At 62.9% G+C, this 21,544-nt stretch carries 26 protein-coding genes and 1 pseudogene; 21 read left to right on the plus strand and 6 right to left on the minus strand.

Annotation, left to right across the window (positions count from 1 at the left end; translation table 11 throughout):
- Window positions 1-466: cell division protein ZapB (locus BM052_RS17605; RefSeq protein WP_218151571.1), on the minus strand; the 466-nt coding region annotated here is incomplete at its 3' end.
- Window positions 467-559: 93 nt separating this feature from the next.
- Between BM052_RS17605 and BM052_RS17610 the strand changes: the two genes are divergently transcribed.
- The 3 genes from BM052_RS17610 to BM052_RS17620 are packed head-to-tail and all read left to right on the plus strand — an operon-like array spanning window position 560 to window position 1,956.
- Window positions 560-1,087, plus strand: a complete 528-nt coding sequence (locus BM052_RS17610) for a TauD/TfdA dioxygenase family protein (RefSeq protein WP_255406241.1) — start codon at window positions 560-562, stop codon at window positions 1,085-1,087.
- The gene (locus tag BM052_RS17615; RefSeq protein ID WP_177198543.1) at window positions 1,074-1,442 is read left to right on the plus strand and encodes a TauD/TfdA dioxygenase family protein; all 369 of its coding nucleotides are present in this window, start codon (window positions 1,074-1,076) and stop codon (window positions 1,440-1,442) included. Before BM052_RS17610 ends, BM052_RS17615 begins: the two co-directional genes overlap by 14 nt.
- Window positions 1,429-1,956, plus strand: a complete 528-nt coding sequence (locus BM052_RS17620; protein ID WP_177198544.1) for a nitroreductase/quinone reductase family protein — start codon at window positions 1,429-1,431, stop codon at window positions 1,954-1,956. The genes BM052_RS17615 and BM052_RS17620 overlap by 14 nt, the downstream gene beginning before the upstream one ends.
- A 66-nt stretch (window positions 1,957-2,022) precedes the next feature.
- Here BM052_RS17620 and BM052_RS17625 read toward each other — a convergent pair whose 3' ends face one another.
- A complete protein-coding gene (locus BM052_RS17625; protein ID WP_143084886.1) occupies window positions 2,023-2,811 on the minus strand; it encodes an IclR family transcriptional regulator in 789 nt (262 codons plus the stop codon).
- Between the two features lie 778 nt (window positions 2,812-3,589).
- Between BM052_RS17625 and BM052_RS17630 the strand changes: the two genes are divergently transcribed.
- The 7 genes from BM052_RS17630 to BM052_RS20470 all read left to right on the plus strand — a co-directional run bounded on the left by BM052_RS17630 (window position 3,590) and on the right by BM052_RS20470 (window position 10,117).
- Entirely contained in the window at window positions 3,590-4,735 is a 1,146-nt protein-coding gene (locus BM052_RS17630; protein ID WP_091149020.1) for an NAD(P)-dependent alcohol dehydrogenase, read from the plus strand.
- A 221-nt stretch (window positions 4,736-4,956) separates the two neighbouring features.
- The gene (locus BM052_RS17635; RefSeq protein ID WP_091149021.1) at window positions 4,957-6,558 is read left to right on the plus strand and encodes an outer membrane protein assembly factor BamB family protein; all 1,602 of its coding nucleotides are present in this window, start codon (window positions 4,957-4,959) and stop codon (window positions 6,556-6,558) included.
- Window positions 6,559-6,778: 220 nt separating this feature from the next.
- Window positions 6,779-7,570, plus strand: coding sequence for a DODA-type extradiol aromatic ring-opening family dioxygenase (locus tag BM052_RS17640; protein ID WP_091149023.1), 792 nt, complete (start codon window positions 6,779-6,781; stop codon window positions 7,568-7,570).
- Window positions 7,567-8,184 (plus strand): alpha/beta hydrolase, encoded by a 618-nt coding sequence (locus BM052_RS17645; RefSeq protein ID WP_091149025.1) that lies wholly within the window; start codon window positions 7,567-7,569, stop codon window positions 8,182-8,184. The genes BM052_RS17640 and BM052_RS17645 overlap by 4 nt, the downstream gene beginning before the upstream one ends.
- A 4-nt stretch (window positions 8,185-8,188) precedes the next feature.
- On the plus strand, window positions 8,189-8,596 hold the full coding sequence (locus BM052_RS17650; RefSeq protein WP_091149026.1) for a DoxX family protein: 408 nt from the start codon (window positions 8,189-8,191) through the stop codon (window positions 8,594-8,596).
- The gene (locus tag BM052_RS17655; protein WP_177198545.1) at window positions 8,596-9,543 is read left to right on the plus strand and encodes a LysR family transcriptional regulator; all 948 of its coding nucleotides are present in this window, start codon (window positions 8,596-8,598) and stop codon (window positions 9,541-9,543) included. Before BM052_RS17650 ends, BM052_RS17655 begins: the two co-directional genes overlap by 1 nt.
- Before the next feature lie 166 nt (window positions 9,544-9,709).
- Window positions 9,710-10,117 carry an NADPH-dependent FMN reductase gene (locus tag BM052_RS20470; protein ID WP_177198546.1) on the plus strand — a complete coding sequence of 136 codons (408 nt, stop codon included), beginning with the start codon at window positions 9,710-9,712 and terminating at the stop codon, window positions 10,115-10,117.
- A gap of 43 nt (window positions 10,118-10,160) precedes the next feature.
- Here BM052_RS20470 and BM052_RS19670 read toward each other — a convergent pair whose 3' ends face one another.
- The 3 genes from BM052_RS19670 to BM052_RS17670 all read right to left on the minus strand — a co-directional run bounded on the left by BM052_RS19670 (window position 10,161) and on the right by BM052_RS17670 (window position 12,586).
- Complete coding sequence (locus tag BM052_RS19670) at window positions 10,161-10,364, minus strand: cupin domain-containing protein (RefSeq protein ID WP_143084888.1); 204 nt, start codon at window positions 10,362-10,364, stop codon at window positions 10,161-10,163.
- Between the two features lie 35 nt (window positions 10,365-10,399).
- Window positions 10,400-12,046, minus strand: a complete 1,647-nt coding sequence (locus BM052_RS17665) for a tannase/feruloyl esterase family alpha/beta hydrolase (RefSeq protein WP_218151572.1) — start codon at window positions 12,044-12,046, stop codon at window positions 10,400-10,402.
- Window positions 12,047-12,232: 186 nt separating this feature from the next.
- Window positions 12,233-12,586 carry a putative quinol monooxygenase gene (locus tag BM052_RS17670; protein WP_091149032.1) on the minus strand — a complete coding sequence of 118 codons (354 nt, stop codon included), beginning with the start codon at window positions 12,584-12,586 and terminating at the stop codon, window positions 12,233-12,235.
- A gap of 113 nt (window positions 12,587-12,699) precedes the next feature.
- On the opposite strand from BM052_RS17670, the gene BM052_RS17675 reads away from it, so the two are divergent.
- Complete coding sequence (locus tag BM052_RS17675) at window positions 12,700-13,608, plus strand: LysR family transcriptional regulator (protein ID WP_091149034.1); 909 nt, start codon at window positions 12,700-12,702, stop codon at window positions 13,606-13,608.
- 139 nt (window positions 13,609-13,747) lie between these two features.
- A pseudogene (locus tag BM052_RS17680) lies at window positions 13,748-13,897 on the plus strand (hypothetical protein); the annotation flags it as partial.
- Window positions 13,898-13,915: 18 nt separating this feature from the next.
- On the opposite strand, the gene BM052_RS17685 reads toward BM052_RS17680, so the two are convergent.
- A complete protein-coding gene (locus tag BM052_RS17685; RefSeq protein ID WP_091149035.1) occupies window positions 13,916-14,590 on the minus strand; it encodes a metalloregulator ArsR/SmtB family transcription factor in 675 nt (224 codons plus the stop codon).
- Window positions 14,591-14,674: 84 nt separating this feature from the next.
- Between BM052_RS17685 and BM052_RS17690 the strand changes: the two genes are divergently transcribed.
- The 9 genes from BM052_RS17690 (at window position 14,675) to BM052_RS17730 (ending at window position 21,512) form a co-directional block, all read left to right on the plus strand.
- A complete protein-coding gene (locus BM052_RS17690; RefSeq protein WP_091149037.1) occupies window positions 14,675-15,415 on the plus strand; it encodes an MBL fold metallo-hydrolase in 741 nt (246 codons plus the stop codon).
- A gap of 2 nt (window positions 15,416-15,417) precedes the next feature.
- Window positions 15,418-16,722, plus strand: coding sequence for an MFS transporter (locus tag BM052_RS17695; protein ID WP_091149059.1), 1,305 nt, complete (start codon window positions 15,418-15,420; stop codon window positions 16,720-16,722).
- A 47-nt stretch (window positions 16,723-16,769) separates the two neighbouring features.
- A complete protein-coding gene (locus tag BM052_RS17700) occupies window positions 16,770-17,168 on the plus strand; it encodes a hypothetical protein (protein ID WP_091149039.1) in 399 nt (132 codons plus the stop codon).
- A gap of 62 nt (window positions 17,169-17,230) precedes the next feature.
- On the plus strand, window positions 17,231-17,602 hold the full coding sequence (locus BM052_RS17705) for an SHOCT domain-containing protein (protein ID WP_218151573.1): 372 nt from the start codon (window positions 17,231-17,233) through the stop codon (window positions 17,600-17,602).
- Window positions 17,599-17,967, plus strand: a complete 369-nt coding sequence (locus tag BM052_RS17710) for a DsrE/DsrF/TusD sulfur relay family protein (RefSeq protein WP_218151574.1) — start codon at window positions 17,599-17,601, stop codon at window positions 17,965-17,967. The genes BM052_RS17705 and BM052_RS17710 overlap by 4 nt, the downstream gene beginning before the upstream one ends.
- Before the next feature lie 188 nt (window positions 17,968-18,155).
- Entirely contained in the window at window positions 18,156-20,501 is a 2,346-nt protein-coding gene (locus tag BM052_RS17715; protein WP_091149042.1) for a heavy metal translocating P-type ATPase, read from the plus strand.
- Complete coding sequence (locus BM052_RS17720) at window positions 20,498-20,701, plus strand: DUF2933 domain-containing protein (RefSeq protein WP_091149044.1); 204 nt, start codon at window positions 20,498-20,500, stop codon at window positions 20,699-20,701. Before BM052_RS17715 ends, BM052_RS17720 begins: the two co-directional genes overlap by 4 nt.
- Window positions 20,698-21,144 carry a Cu(I)-responsive transcriptional regulator gene (cueR, locus tag BM052_RS17725; RefSeq protein ID WP_091149045.1) on the plus strand — a complete coding sequence of 149 codons (447 nt, stop codon included), beginning with the start codon at window positions 20,698-20,700 and terminating at the stop codon, window positions 21,142-21,144. Before BM052_RS17720 ends, cueR begins: the two co-directional genes overlap by 4 nt.
- Complete coding sequence (locus BM052_RS17730) at window positions 21,141-21,512, plus strand: hypothetical protein (protein WP_091149047.1); 372 nt, start codon at window positions 21,141-21,143, stop codon at window positions 21,510-21,512. Before cueR ends, BM052_RS17730 begins: the two co-directional genes overlap by 4 nt.
- Window positions 21,513-21,544 lie beyond the last annotated feature (32 nt).

Raw genomic sequence — 21,544 nt, forward strand, 5'->3', positions numbered from 1 at the left:
CAAAGCCGCCCATGATGCCGGCAGGAAGAGGCGCGACAAGCCGCTTCCCGTCCGCCGTCTGCCAACGCTCGCGGCGATAGCGCACGACCTCGACAGCGATCCGCAGGTCCTGGACCAGGACTTCTTCGTAACCTTTGAAACGGGCGCCGGATGGAACTTCAGCCTTGAGCGTCACCTCCCGCGTGACCTCCAGCTTCGACTTCACCGCCCCGCGCGTGCGCTTGCGCCGTTTCTTGCCAGGCGCCGGCGCAGTGGACTTCTCCATCCCCGAAGGCTTCGCCTTGAACTTGGGGCGCGGAGGCAGGCCCTTCAGCCGCGCTATCTCGTCCTTCAGTTCCTGGTTCTCTTCCCTCAAGGCCGCATTCTCGGCCTTCAGAGCCTCGTTCTCCGCTGTCAGTCGCTCAACCGCTTCTTCAAGGCGATCGCAGCGCTCAACCAGCGCCGCGACAACGCGGCGCAGAGCCATCTCTGCCTTGCCATCGCCAATGTCGTCGCCAGGAACCATCCACATCGTGAATCAGATCGCAGGCAGTTTGTATACCCCTCTACGCCCCGGAATTTGCCCCGGTTACCCGTTCAGGATCTTAACCCGATGTTCGGCGTAGAGATTTGGGGACTCGATCCTTGCACGCCTCTCGATCCAGAAACCTTGGCACAGCTACGCACGTTGTTTGATCAAAAGGGCGTCCTGATCTTTCGTGAAATCGACGTGGACATCGAGTTCCAGACCTATTTGTCTGAAGTGCTGATTGGTAACGATATCGCGCCCAGTGACCTGCAGCTCAACGACAAGTTCCTCATTTCGAATAAAGAACCCCAGGCGGCGGCACCGCGCGGGCGGCTTCTCTATCACTGCGATCAGATGTGGTCCGAGCACGACCGGGTCGATATCATCTCGCTCTATGGGCAGGAAGTTGGCCAGCCCGCGACGCCGACGATGTTCGTAAGTGCAGAGTATACCTGGCGCACGCTTCCTGGCGATCTGCGTGATCGCGTTGAAGGGTGCCGCGCGGTGCAGCATTATACGCCAGAGACGTATGCAAAACGCGCCAAGGGGGGACACGGATGTTCTTGTGTCCACATTTGACAATCCAGAGGCGATGACAATCAAGCCGATCGGCCTCCCGCACCCGCGCACCGGACGCAAGGTTCTCTACGTCTGCCAACAGACGACGGAGTCGATTGAGGGATTGACCGGCGAGGAAAGCGACGCCGTACTCGAAGCTCTGTTCGATCATATATATGCCGACGATAAGCAATACGCTCACCATTGGCGTGAGCGCGATTTGGTGATCTGGGATAACATCTCGATCCAGCACGCGCGCCCCAATGTGGCGGTCGAAGGTCCCGCACGCACGCTGCGCAAGACCTTGCGTCCGATGCCGTCGAGCGCAGTCAAGAGTCCCAATTACGGAAAAATTGCCGCTGATGCCGGAGCGTGACCAAGTGCATGGAGATCGAAGTGAGATGAGCGATCCTGTCCATAATCCCGGTGCGACGATCGCGGCGATCAAGAGCGTCATCGAAGAGATGCATTCCACCGGCCCGGGCGAAAAGAACCGCATGTTCAACGAGGCCCTGATCGCCGACTATCGCGCTTCGGGCGGCAAGACCGCAGGCGAACTGCCGGCAGCAGCGGTTGTCATCGTCACGATGAAAGGGGCCAGGACCGGTCTCGAGCGCGTGGTCCCAATCGGCGCCGAGGTTATCGAGGGGCGACTGCTGATCGTCGCCTCGGCCGCAGGTCTCTCCAAGCATCCACAGTGGTATCACAACCTCGTTGCGCACCCCAAGGTGACGGCGGAGTACATGGGCGATAGCTTTGAAGCGGAGGGCATCGAGATCCAGGGAGCGGAGCGCGATCGCATCTTTGCTCAGCTCAACAAAAGCTATCACGACCTGCAGGCGCAAACGCCCAGGGTATTTCCGGTCATCGAGCTACGCCGCGTCAGCTGATAGAAGGACGCCATTATGGATGGCATCATGGTGTAGCCTCGCATCGAGGACTGACAAATGATACAGTCACGCGGTTGACGCACTCGCCAACCACCCCATCTCGGCGCTGACATGGCGACATAAAGCGCCTAGCTCGGCTACCGCGTGCCCGCGGCGTTCTGCGCCTACCTCCGATACCAGCGCCGTCGCCACGAGCATCGCGCGACCCTGCAGATCGAAGATCGGAAACGCGGTGGCGTGAAGGCCGGGGATTACGGTGCCGGTCTCGACAGCCTTGCCGTCCGCCCTTACGGTCGCGCGGATCCAGTCGATCGAAGGACCATCTGTCGCAGACTGCTGCCGTTCCGCATCCGCCATATCAGCCGTTTCCGATCCGGGGACATAGGCGAGAAAGACGCGCCCTGTGGCTGACGTCAAAAGCGGCAGGACGGCGCCGACATGCAATGTCGTCAGCAAGGATGGCCGGCCATTGTAAAGTCGTACGATCGTCGGGCCAAGCGGGCCAAGCGCGCAAATCTGCACGGCCTGCCCCGTCCGCTCGACGAAATCGTCGATGACTCGATCCACGATCTTGAATGCGTCGGTTCGCGCAAGTGCGACGAGGCCAAGGCGCAGCGCGGCGGAACCTAGATCATATCGCCCAGAGGCGGCATCCTGTCGCGCCATGCCCGATGCGATAAGGCTCTGCAGATAGCGGTGGACCTGCGGTGCGGGCATGCCGACGGCCTGGGCAACCGCGCTTAGCGGCGATGCGCCGCCGCTTGCGCCGAGCGCCTCAAGGATGCGCATGCCGATCTCGATCGATTGTATACCGCGTCGGCGAGAATTACCGGTTTCATCATCAACTTCTGCCAACTCATCACACTCCTGGGTCAGACAAGGCGTACGAAATAAGTGCGCATAACTTCAACCAACATCACGGTGCATTCGAACTTCGGCTCGCCCGACGGTCAGTCAAGCCAGTTGCCCTGATCAAGGCCGGCGTAGAACAACGTCAGCCCGATGCAGTACATCAGAACTTCCCCCTTGTTGGTCCGCCGCCACAGATTCTAGTTGGGCGGGCGATCGGGAAAGCTGACAATCGATAGCGCCAGGGTAAGGCGAAGACCGGCAGCACGGGACCGGCCGGGCGTGTGATGGCCTCGGCACGAGCAGGCCCGGCACCGAGCAGGGCGGCGAGGCGTAGGCGGGTAAGATCTACCAGCTCATTCGAGGCACCATGATACGACGGCGTTCGGTGGGACCTGCTTGCGACCATAACAAAAACGCGCGCTGTGCGGACTCCGCCGCGCGCACCGCGGCGGAGTCCGCACAGCGCGCGTCACGACCGCGCCAGAGACCGGATTGCGCCTCTCGAAAACGCGGCCCGAACCGGCATCCACCGCTTCGTTATCGATTACCAGACGAACGTCCATTGCGCTTCTCCATCGCTAGGGCGGCAGCGGCCGCCAGTCATTCTGGCCAAGCGAGAGAGGCGGCTCCACGAGTCGGCGACCTGCGTGACGTTTCCATGAAATAGGAAGGAATTACGATATGTCAAATTGATTACGCATTGAATAATACGATCGTCGGTGTATCTATGTCGTCGGCGAAGAGTCGCGCGGTGCGCGCGGGACCCTGAAAGGAGACAATCATGCAAGAGACACTCGAAGGTCGTCACATGCGCGCGGCGGTAGTCCGCGAGGCTGCGGGGTCGTTCCTGCTTGAGCAGGTGTCTCTCGACCCGCCACGACCGACCGAGGTTCTCGTACGCGTCGTCGCGAGCGGTGTCTGTCACACCGACATGCTCGTTCGGAACCAAGGCTATAGTACGCCGCTGCCGATGATCCTTGGCCACGAAGGGTCGGGCATCGTCGAAGCCATCGGCGCGGATGTGACGACGGTCGCGGTCGGCGACCACGTGGTGATGACCTACATGTCGTGCGGGTTGTGTGACACCTGCGAGTCCGGCCATCCGGCGCATTGCGAGCATGTGGGGCCGCTCAACTTCGGTGGTGGTCGCCTGGACGGGTCGAGCGGCGCGACGGATGCCGACGGTCACGAGATGCATGACCATTTCTTCGGCCAATCGGCATTCGCCGAATATGCGCTCGCCAACGAGCGAAACGTCGTGCGCATTCCGAAGGACGTCCCGCTCGAACTGATGGGGCCACTCGGGTGCGGCATCCAGACCGGCGCCGGCTCGGTTTTGAATGCATTGAAGGTCCATGCCGGGTCGAGCTTCGTCGCATTCGGAACCGGCGCGGTCGGTCTGAGCGCGATCATGGCAGCTGCGGTCGCTGGTGCAACCACGATCATTGCGGTCGATGTCAATCCTGGTCGGCTGGCGCTCGCGCTGGAACTGGGCGCGACACACACCGTGAACAGTCGGGATGTGGACCCTGTTGCCCGCGTGCGCGAAATCACCGGCAAGGGCGCCGATCTCGCGCTTGAAGCCAGCGGGCGCGGAGAGGTGCTGCGCCAAGCGATCGATTGCCTCGGTATTTTCGGTATTTGTGGGATCGTCGGCGCGACCAAGGAAGGGACCGAGGTCGCGTTTAACGTCAACGACGTCATGATTCCCGGCAAACGCATCATGGGGATCGTTCAAGGCGACGTCGTCGCGAAGACGTTCATCCCGGTGCTCATTGATCTGTATAAGCAGGGTCGTTTTCCGTTCGACCGTCTGGTTCGCTTCTACACGTTCGACGACATCAATCAGGCGGTCGACGATTCCGAGCGAGGCATAACAATCAAGCCGATCTTGCGAATAGCAGAGACCGGGCTGCCGATTAATTAATAAACGGAGCCCTCGAAAACAGGGCTCTACACGTCACCTGCCGATGCGACGGCAGTATGCTACCCATTTCGAATAGAAATGCTGCGCGCGCTGGTAAAGCGCGGTAAAAGTAAACACTGCGTTCCGTGAGCCGCGCGAACATGCACATAGATTAGCCCATTGGGGGCAGGCTATGGCCCATTTCGCTTCCGTCCGCGGGCGAAACCCACAGGAGAAGTCCAATGCGTTTTTCAATGATGCTGGCGCTTGGCGCGTCAAGTGTCGCACTCGCTGCCAGCGCGGCACCGACACAAACTCTGGTCGATTGGCCGAGCTACAATCGCACGCTCACATCCGAGCGGTTTTCGCCGCTCTCGGCGATCACCATCGATAACGCCAAGATGCTCAAGATCGCGTGCAGCTTCGACACCGGCGAGACGACCGCATTCCAGTCGGGGTTGGTCCAGGTTGACGGCGCGTTGTTCGCCACGACAGAGCACGACACCTTTTCGCTCAACCCCGATACCTGCGCGCTCAACTGGCGCGTGCATGAGGATTTTCCTGACAGCTATCTCGGCGCGCAGCGCGGCGTCGCGATCGCGGACGGCCGCGTGTTCCGCGGTGCCGCGAACGGCCATGTCTATGCCTACGACCAGAAGACTGGCGCGGCGCTGTGGAACACGCAGATCGGCGATCAGCCCAAGGGGGAGACCGTGCCGGCCTCGCCGATCGTTTGGAACGGCCTGGTCTTCATCGGCAATGCCGGCGGCGACAATCGCGGCGTGAAGGGGCGGATGTACGGCATCGACGCCAAAACCGGCAAGATCGTTTGGGAATTCTATCTCGTGCCCAAGACCGCGGGCGATCCCGAGCGCGGCCCACAGGCCAAGGGTGCCCCGCCCGCCGACACCTGGCGCAACAAGCCTGACGTCGAGATATCCGGCGGCGCGACCTGGACCTCCTATTCGCTCGATCCGACCAAAGGCGAATTGTACGTGCCTGGCGGCAATCCGTCCCCCGATTTCGCCAAGGGGCTGCGCCCGGGCAGCAATCTGTTTGCCGGATCGGTGGTCGTGCTCGACGCCAAGACCGGCGCTTACAAGCGGCACTTCTCGATCGTGCCGGAAGATTTCCACGATTATGACGTGAGTTCGGCGCCGGCACTGTTCACCACGCGCAACGGCACCAAGATCATGGCGCTTACCCCGAAGGACGGGTTTATCTACGCCTTCGACAGGAAGACCAATCGGCGCCTCTACCGCATCGCTGTGACGACGCAGTTCAACACCGCCGCGCCGATGAGCGCCGCCGGCACGCGTTTCTGCCCCGGAACGCAGGGCGGCGCGGAGTGGAACGGCCCGGCCTTCGACCCGGCGCACGATGCGATCATCGCAGGCCAGGTCGACTGGTGCTCGACGGTGCGCTTCGACGATGACGATACGATCAAGTCGGTCTCGAAGGCGCAGGCCTGGACTGGCTCGTCTAAGGATGGCTTCGGCAAGCCCGATCCCCAGTCGCAATGGGCCGGCTGGGTGACCTCGCTCGACGCGGTTTCCGGCAAGCAGCGCTGGCGCTTCAAGGCTCCCAACCCGATCATCGGCGGCGTCACACCTACAGCGGGCAACGTCGTGTTCTTCGGTGACATGGGCGGCAATTTCTTCGCGCTCGACAGCAATAGCGGTGCGAAATTGTGGCAAATGGATCTCGGCGGCGCGGTTGGCGGTGGCGTCGTCACCTATGACACCGGCGCGGGTCAGAAGGTCGCGGTGAGCACTGGCCTTACCTCGAAAATCTGGCCGACGCCCAAGGCGACCGCCAAGATCTATGTTCTGAGCGCGCAATAATCCGAACATGCCGATGGGCGCTGGTCGTTCCGACCCGCGTTCATCGAGCATGGCCATGAGGCCAAAAGTCCGGACATGACGACCCAATCTGGAATCGCTACACGAGGTCGACCTCTCCAGCTCTTCCTTCCATGCGAAAACGCATGATGACTACGCACATTTGATGGATCGCTAAAACATTTCGCAGCGCCCATATCGGTGGGTAGTAACGAGGTGACCAATGCTTCCCGCCCTATTCCTATCGCACGGTGCGCCGACCTTCCCGCTGACGGATGCGCCCGCCCGCCTATTCCTTGAGCATCTGGATGCCGAACTTCCCGAACGGCCGCGCGCGATCCTTGTGATCTCCGCGCATTGGGAAACCACCGCGCCCAGCGTGACGACGAGCGCGGTCAACGAGACCATCCACGACTTCACTGGCTTCCCCGCCGAACTGTACGCGATCCGCTATGCCGCGCCGGGCTCTGCCTGGTTGGTCGATCATGTCGCCGGTCGGATCGAAGCCGCGGGCGGCGCGGTTGCCCGCGTCCCCCGGCGAGGCCTGGATCATGGTGCCTGGGTGCCACTTCGCCTGATATACCCCAAGGCCGACATTCCCAGCGTCCAGATCTCGATCCAGACGGCGTTGGGGCCGGATTACCACTATCAGCTTGGCCAACTCCTGGCGCCGCTCCGTGAACAGGGCGTGCTGATCGTCGGCTCGGGCAGCTTCACGCACGACCTGTCCAGCTTCCGCGAATATTATCATGCACTCAACGCCCCCGCCCCGGCATGGGTCGACCAGTTCGCCGACTGGATGACCGCCGCCATTGACGAAGGACGGATCGACGACCTGCTCGCCTACCGGGATCGCGCGCCACAGGCGAAGCGCAACCATCCGACTGAGGAACATCTCCTGCCGCTCTTCGTGGCACTCGGGGCTGGCGGTGGCGGACGATCCGAGCATCTCCATGCGAGCACCACGCACGGCGTGTTGCGGATGGATGCCTTTGCGTTTGGAGCTGCGGCATGAGCCGGCCCTTAATCGTCGCACTGCACGGCGTCGGGTCGTCAGGCCGGGACATGGGAGCCGCACTGGCCCCGCTGGCACCGGTCGCCGATGTGATCGCACTTGACGGGTGCGAAGCTTTCGATGGCGGAGGCGCTGGTCGGCAATGGTTTTCTCTCAGTGGCGTGACCCAGGCCGACCGACCGCGACGCGTGGCCAACGCGCTGCCTCGCATGATCCAGCGCCTCGACCAGTTGGCGCAGGACCATGGCGTCGCGCGAGAGGATCTCGTGCTGCTCGGCTTTAGTCAGGGCGCGATCATGACGCTCGCCATGGTGGCCCAAGGGTTGCACGCCGGTCGCGTGATCGCAATCGCAGGGCGCCTCGCTGCGCCGGTCATTGCAGCTGGAGCGCGCGCCGCGTCGCTTCTCGTGATCGGTGACTCCGCAGATCCGGTCATGCCGTTTGGATTGTCGCAGGATGCCGCCGAACGGCTTCGCGCGGCTGGCCACCATGTCGATCTGCGCCTGACCGACGGGATCGGCCACGGTGTCGGTTCCCAAACGCTTTCATCGATCGCGAGCTGGCTCCCCGCGACCGCGGTGCCTCGAGCCAACGCCCTGACAACTGAAGGATGAGATCATGACCATCAATAGTCTGAATACCACCGCCGCGACGTGGACCCCTCGGCTGCACGCCACCTTCCGGATCGTGCTGTCGATCCTGTTTCTCGCGCACGGCCTCGTGAAATTGTTCGGCTTTCCCGCAGGCGCTCAGCCTGGACAAGTGCCGCTCATCAGCCTTTTCGGGCTTGCCGCTGTCCTCGAACTCGTCGGTGGGGTCGCGATCCTGTTCGGCGCCTTAACCCGGCCAGTCGCCTTCATTCTTTCGGGTGAAATGGCGGTCGCCTATTTCATGGTCCACGCACCGCAAGGATTCTTCCCCGTTCTCAACGGCGGCGAGCTCGCGATCATCTATTGTTTTGCTTTCCTCTACTTCGCCGCTGCCGGCGCCGGCCCGTGGAGCATCGACGCCAAGCGAGGCGCATGATGCTCGACTGGGATGACCTCAAGACCTTTCTCGCGATCGCGCGTCACGGTACGCTGTCCGCGGCCGCTCGGGCACTGAAGGTCAGCCAGACGACGATGGGCCGTCGGCTCGACCATCTCCATGGTCGGGCGGGCGCGACTCTGCTCGATCGGACGCCGACGGGCTTTCGATTGACGCCGACCGGCGCTGCGATCCTCGGTGAGGTCGAACGCATGGAAGACGCGGCGCTCGCGCTCGAGCGCACGATCAGCGGCGAGGACCAACGCCTGGAGGGCCTTGTCCGCGTGACGACCGTCGATGCGCTGGCGGCGTACATCCTCACCGCCGGCCTCAAGCCGCTCCGCGACGCGCATCCGGGCATCGTGATCGAGCTGATCACCGACAATCGTTCTTTGAGTCTTGCCCGCCGCGAAGCCGACATCGCCGTGCGTCTTGGCCGGTTCGACGCGCATGAAACTGTCGTCCGAAAGATCGGTGACATGGCGTTCGCCGTCTATGGTTCGCCCGCCTATCTCGGAGCGCATGGAACGCCCGATTGGGCGTCCGGAGCGCCGGGTCACAAGACCGTGCGTGTCCAGGACGACCTCCTCGACACGCCGGACGGACGATGGTTCGCCAACCGTACGACGCGGGCCGAGCCCGCCCTGCTCGCGAACAGCCGCGAGGTTCAACTGCAGGGAGTCATGGCGGGTCTCGGTCTCGGCCACCTGCCTTGTTACCTCGCCTCGCGTCATGCGGACCTGGTCCGCCTCGACACCGGTGCGGCGCTCACGCGCGAGATATGGATGGGGGTTCACCGCGATACTCGCCATGCACCGCGCATCATGGCGGTCCAGGAAGTCCTCGTCTCCGCCATCTCCAGAAGCAAAGCGCTGCTCTCGCCGGACTTTGGCACAGCCACGTCCGCGCCCGCCACCACCTGTCAGCCACCACGGAACGCATCGTGAACCCGAAGCCCGCAATCCTCGTCGGCAGTCCGCAGGCCAATGACCTGACCCCTAACCTGGTAGGTCGCGACCGCGATCCAGACCCTTGGCGCAGATCAGCTGAATGTCTCGGTGATCGAGATCGGTGCGCTCCCGCTTTACAATCCGGAGCGCGAGTATCAGGAGGGTGCCCGAACGGAATGATTTCCGCGCGGCCGTGGCGCTCATGGACGGCATCCTGTTCGTGACGCCCGAGTATGACCGGTCGGCACCCGCGGCACTCGACAACGCGTTGACATCGGGTTGCGTCCCTATGGTGCGAGCGTCTTGGTCAGGAAAGCCGCCTGGGATCGCCTCGCAATCGCCACGCGCGATTGGCGGATTCGGTGCCAACCATTGCTTGCCTCAGAGTCGCCTGTTTCTGGGCACGCCGGCGATGGAGCAGCCAGAGGTCTATATCGGTCACGCCGTGAGCCTGTTTGACAAAGCCTGCACACCCTTGTCGAGGCTAGTGGCAAGACGCTTCTTGGCGACTTCCCATGGCATTCACCGCATGGGTAGCGCGTCACGCACATGCCGACACCTGACTAGCTAGCCCCGGCTGGAAGCCCTCCAGCAAGTGCTGAGCGATCATCGAGTTAGCGTCGACGGTGTTCGCCATATCCCAGAATGGCAAAAACGGTGGATCGCTCTGAACTCGGCCATCGTTCGTTAGGGGCGGCAACATCATCAATCATGCGCCTTAGCGTCGTCAGCGTCGTCGCACGGTAAGTGACCTTGCGGCCTGCGGCCCGTTCTTCGATCGTTAGCTTTCCAGAGATGATATAGGCGGTGTTCGGCATCAGATGCCTTTGCCATCAGACTGCTTATTTCACCATCAGTTGAGATAACGGCCGGCAGGTCGTTGATCAACGCCGCGTGCATGCGGTACACACGCGAAACTCGAACGCTTCGATGCGTCGCCTCCGCGATATTCGGGCAGGGCGGGATAAACGCAGATCGGTCGCTCCTTGGCCGGCTGACCATCTCGCGCAGGCGTGCGTGCGATCAGCACAGCCGGCGGTTGCGTTCCTTCGGTCCAGGCGACCAGGGTCATGAGCGCGTCACTTTCCTGCGCGGGCGGGACGGTCGAGGCAAACGGCTGGCCGATGTCGGTGACGCCTGGGCCACCGACACAATGGCCCATTCCCGGCATGAGGAAGAGCCGGGCGAACTGTGCGCCGGATTGTCCGGCGCTCGCGCTCACCCGATCGTAATAATTCACCACTTCGGCGAACGGCACGGCCGGATCGGCGAGCCCTGTGTAGAGCATCAGCTTGCCGCCCCGGCGCGCAAAGTCGGAAAGGTCGGCTCCGTTGGCGTTAAGCGAACCCGCAAGCTCGGCATCGACGCGATCGAGGTCGGAATCGAAGTTGAACCCGCCCGAAGTGAAGGTCGAGCCGAGGCTCCACCGGAACGGGTAGAATTGCTGGTCTGGCCATATTGCGGGATCGCCCTGCATCACCGGACCCAGCGGCTGGTCCTCGCTGCCCGGCGTGAGTCCCGCATAGATGCGCTCACCGGTCCGTGGGTTGCTGGGTCCCGCATAAAGCCGACTAACGGTCGCCCGTTGGGGCGCGGTTAGGCATTCGTCCGCCGACGTTCCGGCTCGACAGGTTGGAAGGGAAGCCGGATCGAAGCCGCACCGCCGAGGATCGGTCAGGAACCGGTCCCCTGGTGCTCCGCCGTCCTTGCCAGCGCAACTGGCGAGCACCGCGCGGGTCACCATCGACCACTGCCCTGCCGACAGCTTTGCGGCGGACGAAGCATTGAGCGCGGCGTAATTCCACAGGAAATAGCTCGCGACATGGGTTCGATTGTTGCCCGGATCACCGGCGAGTATGCCGTCATAATCCGCCGGATAGCGCTGCGCCGTGCTGAGCGCCTGCTGCCCACCGGTCGAGCAGCCTTCAAAATACGAGCGGAAGGATGCGGCCTTGTAAAAGGCCGCCACCATGATCTTGGCGACCCGCGTCATTTCATGCGTCGCGCGGTGGCCAAAGTCGGCCCATCGTTCAGGATGGCCGACCGTACCGTTGATGTCCGGTGCCGTGCCCATGTCTGTATTGGTAACGGCAAAACCGCGCTTGAGCCCTTCAACCATGCCCATCTCGTACGCGATCCGTCCCGCCCCGCCGCCGTTGCCGGTGCCAAGCAAGCGCCCATTCCACTTCTGAAGCGGGAGCCAGATCTCGATACCGATTTGGCTGTCCGGGGTTGGCGTGGCGATAGCCACCACGCGGCAAAAGGCCGGCATCGATGCCACGCGCTGCGCAAGGTCCGGCGCGATCGGTGACGCCGCGACCCGCATCGCTCCCGCTGCCACGGGCGCAGCGGAAAGAATGCGCCCGCCCGTCAGCGGGGCGCGGACGAGTCCGGCGCAATCAGCGGGTGCGGGTGAATTTTGGGCAAAGGCTGGCGCGGAAGCAAGGGCCAGAAATCCGACGGCCAGCCCGCCCCAGCGGGTCCGCCCGGTCGCGATCACTTGCCGGCCCCGCCAAGAGTCTCTCGGGTCGACCGAAGTCCAAGAGCGCGCGATACTTGGACAGTTGGCACTTGGAAAAGTTTCTTCATCGTCTCGATACCCATCGAAAAGTGTTGCCGCTGCGATGTCATGCACCGCACCGCCGGCCGCGCCACAATACGGTCGCCGTGGTTGCCAGCTTCCAGATTATCGGGAAAAGCCAGCGAACGGGGTAAGATACTCGGCACCGAACCCATCGAGCTTCGTGCGGATTTCAGACGTCGTGTCGCCGTAGACGTAAAGCTTCTCAATCTTTGCAAGCGCGAGGAAGCGTTGGCTGAATGGCGTGAAGGTCTGCTCGACGTGCGGCAGCAGGCCGTTGGTGCGATAACGCTCGACGATGTGCACGACGGTCCGTTCGGCATTGACGACATATTCGTACGTCGTCGTGTCAGGTTCGTTGGCAGTCGCGTCAACGATCTGCTCCACCAACGACTTGAAGGCGTCGAAGTCGGTCGGCTGGATCGACAGATGATATATCGAGTAGATTTCGTCCTGCATGTTCGATCCTTCGCGGGGCGCATCGTAGCGCTATGTTGCTGCCCCCTATGTACGGCGGAACAAATCGCTATAAAGACCCCGATTGGAAACTCTGAGTGGAACGAATCGCTATCATGGCTGAACAGGATCCCTTGCAGGGGGTCTACGTTTTTGTAGCTGCGGCCCGCGCCGGCAGCTTCACCCTGGCGGCCGATCGGCTCGGCATCACCAAATCCGCCGTGGGCAAATCCGTGGCCAGGCTCGAGGCGAGGCTCGGCACGAAGCTGTTCCATCGGACCACCCGGCTTAGCCGCCTGACGTCGGATGGCGAGGCCTATCTTGCCGCATGTGCCTCGGCGATGGACGAGGTCACCGCGGCACAGTCGGCGTTGTCCTCGTCAGACCACATCCTAAGCGGGCGCCTCCGGATCGATATGCCCGTCGCCTTCGGGCGAACCGTATTGCTGCCGATCCTGACCGACATCGCGCGGTCGAACCCCGATCTCAACCTGGCGCTGACCTTCACTGACGCGACCAGCGACCTGCTTCAGGACGACGTGGATCTTGCCGTCCGGTTCGGCTCGTTGGCCGACAGCAGCAATCTGATCGCTCGCCATCTCATCGATCAGGAGCGCGTGATTTGTGCCGCGCCATCCTATCTGGATCAGCACGGGCGACCACATACCAGCGCCGATCTTCAGGCCCATCGCTGCGTGGTAGGCTCACCAAAGGGCCCACCCCTGGCCTGGATCGTTCGCGAGGATGGTCGGATCCGGAAAATCACACCCGCGGTCACGCATCAGATCAGTGATGGCGAGGCCATGGTCGAAGCCACCGTCGCGGGGCTTGGCCTTTGCCAGGTACCGATCTCCATGGTGCGCGAGCGCTTGAGCCGGAACGAACTGGAGGCGGTCATGACGAACCTCTCCACTGTCCCGGTTGAAGTGCACGCCGTTTGGCCGCGCCGCGCGCACCTCACGCCGCGCGTGCGGCATGTCGTCGACAGGCTGGTCTCGGAAGCGGCACGAGGCGGTCTGAGTTGAGATCAGCTGGGGGGATAGTAGCACGACGCACTGCTCAGAATAGCCACGCGGCCAGCGGCATCCATTTCTTGAAGTTCAAACGCCATGGAGATCTTCGTCTACGATCATTGTCCCTTCTGAGTGAAGGCATGGGCGAGCCTTTGCCGCCTATGGCGGCATCTACATCGTCGCCTCGCTGGTCTGGCTCAAGGTTGTCGAGAGTGTAGCACCTGACCGCTGGGACATTCTGGGCGGGCTGATCTGCCTCGCCGGCGCTGGATTGATCCTGTGGGGGCCAGGGCGCGGGTGACATAAGCGCTGCAACCTATCAGTGCGCCGCGCCCGGTTGAACGGCTTCGACTGGCAGGCCCGCCGCTTTCCATTCCGGGAAGCCGTCTTCCAGGCGGCGGGACTGCAATCCCCGCTCGCGAAGTGCTGCCACTGCTTCGAATGAGAGCACGCACCAGGGTCCGCGACAATAGGCCACAACTTCTCGCTCGTCGGGTAGTTCTGCGAGCCGGTCAGCGAGTTCCGACAGTGGGATATTGAGAGCGCCCGGTACATGCCCTGCTTCGAATTCGTCGCGCGGCCTGACATCGAGCACGGTTACCAGCCCGTCCCGCATCCGGACAATCAGATCTTCGCGCGACACCGCTTCGAGCGCATCCCGTGCGCGAAAATAATCGGCCATCACCCGGTCGATCTCCGCGACATTGCGTTCCCCCACACGCCCAAGCGCGTAGATAAGTCCCGTGACCTCGCTTTCACCCGCGAGACTGTAGATGATCCGTTTGCCGCGGCGCTCGGCATTCACCAGGCGTGCCCGGCGCAGGATCTGCAAATGCCGCGATGTGTTGGCGAAGGTCAGCCCGGATCGGACTGACAGATCCTCGACGCTGCGCTCCCCCTGAGCAAGGTGCTCAAGCAGTTCGAGGCGGTTTGCATGGCCAAGCGCCTGCGCCACGTCCGCGAGATGGCCGTAAATTGTCTGCTTGGGACCCATTGCTTGACATCACCTCGTTTCAGTAGAACATTCCGCAGAATGATTGAATGAGTCTTACGGCACTCGAACCAGGAGTGCAATCCCATGATCCTGCGCCAGTTCCTCCACCGCGAGCCGGTCGGCATTTCCTATCTGTTCGGCTGCGGCGGCAAGGCAAGCTGTGCGGTGGTCGATGCCGTCGGCGACATCGAGCCCTATCTGCGCGCCGCCGAAGAAGGCGGCATGCAGATCCACTACGTGGTCGATACCCATGTCCATGCCGATCATCGCTCGGCGGGGCGAGAACTCGCCACGGCAACCGGGGCGGAATATGTGCTTGGCGCCGAGGCCGATGTGGGCTTTCCGTTCCGCGCCGTAACGGACGGCGACATACTAGCGCTCGGCAATGTCACGGCCGAGGTACTGCACACTCCCGGCCATACGCCCGAGCATATCTGTCTGGTCGTCACCGATCACACGCGCACGGACGAACCCTGGTTTGTTCTCACCGGCCACACGCTCATGGTGGGGGACCTCGGACGCACCGAACTGGCTACCAGCGCCTTGGAGGGCGCCCGTGATCTGTTCCGCAGCGCCGCGCGGCTGAAGTCCTTGCCGGATCATGTCGAAGTGCTGGCCGGTGCCTATGCCGGCTCAGTGTGCGGACGGCGGCTAAGCGGCAAGCCGTGGTCGACGATCGGCTTCGAGAAACGCCATAATGCCGCCTTTGCCATTACCGACGAAGAGGCGTTCGTGGCAGAGATGGTCGCGGAAATTCCGCCGCCACCGCCCGAGGCCGCCCGGTTGCGGGCGGTCAACGCCGGCCTTGCCGTTCCGGCGGTGTGACCGTGCCGGATAAGCCCCACTCCGGCGAACGCCCAGAACGCCGCGTCCAGCTCGGCCTCAAGGAAAACTGGCCGCAGTTTGCGCTGCTCGTGCTGGTCAATGCCTTTGTCGGCGGCATGGTCGGGATCGAGCGCACGGTGGTGCCCCTGATCGGGGCGGAGGAGTTTCACCTTGCCTCGACGACCCTGATCACCTCGTTCATTGTCAGTTTCGGCGTGGTCAAGGCCTTCGCCAATCTCGTCTCGGGCCAGCTAGCCGACGTCTGGGGCCGCAAGCGCGTGCTCGTGCTGGGCTGGCTGTTCGGCCTGCCGGTCCCGTTCATGATCATCTGGGCACCAAGCTGGGAATGGATCGTCGCGGCCAATGCCCTGCTCGGGATCAACCAGGGCCTCGCCTGGTCGATGACGGTGATCATGAAGGTCGACCTGGTCGGCCCGAAATCCCGCGGGCTGGCCGTGGGTCTCAACGAATTTGTGGGCTACCTCGCGGTCGGGGTTACTGCCTTCCTCACTGGCTACCTTGCCTCCCGATACGGCTTGCGGCCGGTCCCCATCTACCTCGGCATCGGCTATGCAACCTTGGGTCTGCTGTTTTCGGTCCTGCTCATCCGGGACACCCGCGATCACGTCCGTCTGGAAACCGCTGGCCATCCCCGGCAGGAAGCGACGATCCGCTTCTCCGAAATCTTTGTCCTGACCTCCTTCAGGAACCGCAACCTGTTCGCGGCATCGCAGGCTGGGCTGGTCAACAACCTCAACGACGGCATGAGTTGGGGCATTTTTCCTTTGTTCTTTTCGTCGCTTGGCCTCGGTGTCGAACGGATCGGCATCCTCAAGGCGCTTTATCCGGCAAGCTGGGGTCTGTTGCAGGTGGCCACCGGACCGCTCAGCGACCGGTGGGGACGCAAGGGCCTGATCGTCTGGGGCATGTGGGTCCAGGCCGTGGGTCTCATCGTCACCGGCTCGACCAGCCATTTTGGATGGTGGATTCTTGGCAGTCTGCTGCTCGGGATCGGCACGGCCATGGTCTATCCCAGCCTCATCGCCGCAGTTTCGGACGCCTCGCACCCGAGCTGGCGGGCACGTTCGCTCAGCGTCTACCGCTTCTGGCGCGACCTCGGATACGCGATCGGCGCTCTATCTGCCGGCCTGATCGCCGACTTCTTCGGCTTCTCGGCGGCAATCCTCGCCATCGGCGGCCTGACCTTCATATCGGGTCTGATCGTCGCTGCCGTGATGCGTGAAGTCCGGACGGACTCAGCGGCCATCGCAGCACCGATTGCGCCGGGTCAATGCGCCGCGCCGTGAGACAGATAGAATTCCCAGCAATCCCAAACCGGGAAGGAGAAAATGCCATGGCCACATTGACCAATGGATCGCCAGGACGCCTCACAATCGCTCTGCTGGGAGCGGCCCTCGTCGTGGCTTTCTCTGTTCCGGCCATGGCCGAGCCCAGCGGGGGGAACGCCCCTGCGGCGCAGCATGCGGCTCGGGACATGGGCGCGATGAAACAGCAGATGATGCAGAAAATTCAGCGATGCATGGACCAGATGCCGCCGATGAGCGGCACTGACCAGACAGTCATGCGACAGCAAATGATGGAGCGCATGCACGGCTGCATGGAACAGATGATGACGCCGGGAGCAATGCACCATTGCAGCGCAATGAAGCAAGGTTCGGGACTGGATCAGCGAGGGGAACAGAAGCCGGACGCACATGATCATTCCGGCAAGGACACCGCGCCGGGTCACTGACGCGAGCCCGGCACCCATCAAGCGAAGCCAGACTGACGTCGTCTGACGAAATGGAGGCACATATGCGCAAGAGGACTATCCGGGCCATTGCATTGGCAAGCGTCTGTTCGATCTTTCTCGCCAGCCCACTCTGGGCTCAAGGGCCGGGGTGGCAAGGCGGATATCCCTGCGGCCCGCACATGGCGGGTTGGCATGGAGGTTGGGGCGGCATGATTCTTGGCACGTTGCTGATGATCCTCGTCCCGGTGATTCTCATCGTCGCTGTGCTGCTGGCAGTACGGCGTTTCTGGCCAACATCGAACGGGCCATCGTCGGCACAGCCGACAGTGCCGCAAACACCACTCGACATCCTCAGGGAGCGCTTTGCGCGCGGCGAAATTGATAAAGATGAGTTCGAAGAACGCCGCCGGATTCTCAAGGACGGTGACGCGTGAAGGTCCTGTTTATCCTCAATCACCCACCCTACGGCACCGAGCATTGCTTCAACGCCCTGCGCCTTGCCGGAGCCATGGCGAAGAGGTCACCCGAAACGCAACTCACCGTTTTCCTCATGGCGGATTCGGTGTTGTGCGCGAAGGCCAGCCAGAGAACGCCGGACGGCTACTACAACATTGAGCGCATGTTGAAGCACATCCTCACCGGCGGCGGACAAGTGCTGCTCTGCGGTGTCTGCATGGACGCACGCGGCCTCGCTGAAGGCGACATCCTGGAGAGGGCAGGCGAAGTTCGATGGACGAGCTTGCCGGGGAAACGCTCGAGGCGAACAAAGTCCTGGTATTCTGACGCCTGCCTCAGCTGATCAGCAAGACCGATCCAGTTCCGGCGGTGCGCTATTCAGGCGATACCCGGCTTTTGGGGCATAGCTGCGGTCGTCCTGATCGCTTGTTGTCACGACACAATGGCGCCGCTGTGCTGCGGGAATGAAATGGCCCTTGACCCTACCATGATGTCAAGGTTCATGAAGTTGCGACTAGAGGAGCAACTGGCATGGCCGAGTCGCATAACGATCATACCCACTGCGCCCATTCCGGAACTTCAGCACCGGGAATGGCCACCGACCCCGTCTGCGGAATGAGCGTCGATCCCGCGACGACGCCGCATGTCGCCGCCCATGCCGGCGCGCATCACTACTTCTGCAGCGCGGGCTGTCTCGCCAAGTTCAACGCCGATCCGGCGCGATATGCGGGCGATGCACCGCTGCGGACAGAGCCGGTGCCCGAAGGAACAATTTGGACCTGCCCGATGCATCCCGAGGTCCAGAGGTCGGCTCCGGGAAGCTGCCCGATTTGCGGCATGGCGCTGGAGCCAATGACCCCGACGCTCAGCGATGGGCCCTCTCCCGAATATGCCGACATGAAAAGGCGCTTCGTTGTCGGGCTTATCCTGAGCATGTCGGTAGTGGCGCTCGAAATGGGCGGGCACCTTTTCGGGACGGGCCGTCTGATTGGCCAGCAATGGTCTAATTGGCTGCAAATGGCTCTGGCGACGCCAGTGGTGCTGTGGGCTGGCTGGCCGTTCTTCCAGCGTGGTTGGGCTTCATTAAAGAGCCGCCATCTCAACATGTTCACTCTCATTGCCATGGGAACGGGCGTTGCCTGGGCCTACAGCATGGTGGCCGCGCTCGCGCCCGGCGTCTTCCCGACGGCGTTTCAAACGGCGCATGGCTCGGTCGCTGTTTATTTCGAGGCGGCTGCGGTGATAACCGTGCTGGTCCTGCTTGGCCAATTACTTGAACTGCGCGCGCGCGAGACGACCAGCGGCGCGATCCGGGCTTTGCTCGATCTGTCGCCCAAATTTGCACGCCGGGTGCATCCAGATGGAGCGGATGAGGAAGTGCTGCTCGACGAGGTTGTGGTCGGCGACACGCTGCGCATCCGCCCCGGCGAGAAGGTGCCGGTGGATGGGGAGGTTCTCGATGGTCGCGGCACGGTCGATGAATCGATGGTCACCGGCGAGTCGACGCCGGTGACCAAGGAAGCGTCGTCGAAGCTGATCAGCGGCACGATCAACCAGACCGGCGGCCTTATCATGCGCGCCGAGAAGATCGGGCGCGATACCATGCTGGCGCGCATCGTCCAGATGGTCGCCGATGCACAGCGCAGCCGGGCGCCGATCCAGCGGCTTGCCGATACTGTGTCCGCCTGGTTCGTGCCGGCCGTAATCGCGGTCGCGGCTCTGGCGTTCATCGCCTGGTCGCTCTTCGGTCCGTCGCCGGCGATGGGCTATGGCCTGATCGCGGCGGTCGCAGTGCTGATCATCGCCTGCCCTTGCGCACTTGGCCTCGCCACGCCGATGTCGATCATGGTCGGCGTCGGTCGCGGCGCGCAGACAGGCATCCTCATCAAGAACGCCGAGGCGCTCGAGCGCATGGAAAAGGTTGATACGCTTGTCGTGGACAAGACCGGGACGCTCACCGAAGGCAAGCCCGCCGTGGTCGCGGTGGAGACGGCCGAAGGCTTCAACGAGAACGAAGTCCTGCGCCTAGCCGCCAGCCTTGAACGCAGCAGCGAACACCCCCTGGCCCTCGCCATTGTGAGGGAAGCCGAAGCCAGAGGCCTCGCGATCAGCGAACCGGGCGACGTTGATCAGCCCGTCGGCAAAGGCATCACCGGCACTGTCGATGCTCATCGGCTTCACGCTGGCAACGCCCGCTTCCTCGATGAACAAGGGATCTCGATCGAGCCACTGGCCGAACGAGCCGACCGTCTGCGCGGCGAAGGCGCAACCGCAATTTTCCTGGGCGTCGATGGTAAGGTTGCTGGTGCCATCGGCATTGCCGATCCGGTCAAGGATACGACGCCCGCCGCGCTTCTGGCGCTCGCCGAGGCGGGCATCCATGTCATCATGCTGACCGGCGACAATCGCGTCACAGCCGAAGCCATCGCCCGCAGGCTGGGCATTGCGGACATCGAGGCTGATGTCTTACCCGACCAGAAGAGCGACATCGTCAAGCGCCTGAGGCAACAAGGCCGGATTGTCGCCATGGCCGGCGATGGCGTGAACGATGCCCCAGCCCTCGCCGCCGCCGACGTCGGGATCGCCATGGGCTCGGGCACCGATGTCGCGATCGAGAGCGCCGGCATCACGCTGCTCAAGGGCGATCTCACCGGTATCGCCCGGGCCCGCCACCTCAGTCGTGCGACCATGGCGAACATCCGGCAGAACCTGTTCTTCGCCTTTGCCTACAACGTCGCGGGCATCCCGGTGGCGGCGGGCGCGCTCTACCCGTTGTTCGGCCTCATGCTCTCGCCCATCATTGCCGCGGCGGCGATGGCCTTGTCGTCAGTCAGCGTGATCGGCAATTCGCTGCGCCTGAGGAGGATCGCGCTATGAACCTTTCCAGCAAACGGGCATGGCTGCTTGCGGCAGTGTCGGCGGGCCTCATCGCGGTCTACCTGTTCTACCCGGAGCATCGGCAGCACCCGTTCGGCCTGATACCCTACGCCTTCCTGTTCGCCTGTCCGTTGCTGCACTTCTTTCACGGCGACCATCATCATGGCCAGCACCGGCAATCAGGCGAGCAACGCCCATGAACATCGGTCAGGTATCGAAGGCGACCGGCGTGTCGCAGCGGATGATCCGCCACTACGAGGGTATCGGACTGATGCCGCCGCCCGATCGGCGCGACAACGGCTATCGGGACTATCCCCCACGCTCGATCGAGCGCCTCCGTTTCATCGCCAATGCCCGCGATCTGGGGTTCTCGGTGGACGAAATAGCGGCACTTCTGGGCCTTTGGGATGATCGGGAACGGGCCAGCAGCGAGGTCAAGGCCATCGCCCTTGGCCATGCCGAGCACCTCGCCCGCAAAGCGGCGGCGCTCGAAGCCATGCGGCGCACGCTGCTTGATCTGGCCGAAGGGTGTAGCGGCGATGCTCGGCCTGACTGCCCGATTCTTGCCGGACTGGCTGAAACCCGGCCCCATCCGGACCGAGAATTGACAGGGGCAAGTTGCAAGCCGAAAGAAGAGGCGTGAAGCGCTGGCTTTCTTTGGCCCTGCTCCTGGGGGTATTACTTGGTCTGTTGGGCCAGGAGGCTGCTTTCGCGCACGTCATGCCGGTCGAGAAGATCGAGCAGACTGCGACGGCCGCGCAGATGAACGCGGATTGCGCGGAAATGATGGGTCTCACCAAGCAGGCCCCTCAACCTGAGAACCCGTGTCAGGGCATGACGCCCGACTGCATAGCCAAGATGGGCTGCGCGGTACCGCTCGCGTTGATTCCGCCGCCCGCCTTCGACCTGGCGCCGCAATTCCGAGCGGCTGCGCCTCCGCAAACCCCTGTTGCGCCGCTCGTCGGTCGCGATACCGGGCCGGAACCAGAACCACCCGCACGCCTTGGCTGAACGCTTGGCGCGCGTGACGAACCCCCAGGTTC

This window comes from Novosphingobium sp. CF614 (genome assembly GCF_900113255.1).
Lineage (GTDB): Bacteria > Pseudomonadota > Alphaproteobacteria > Sphingomonadales > Sphingomonadaceae > Novosphingobium.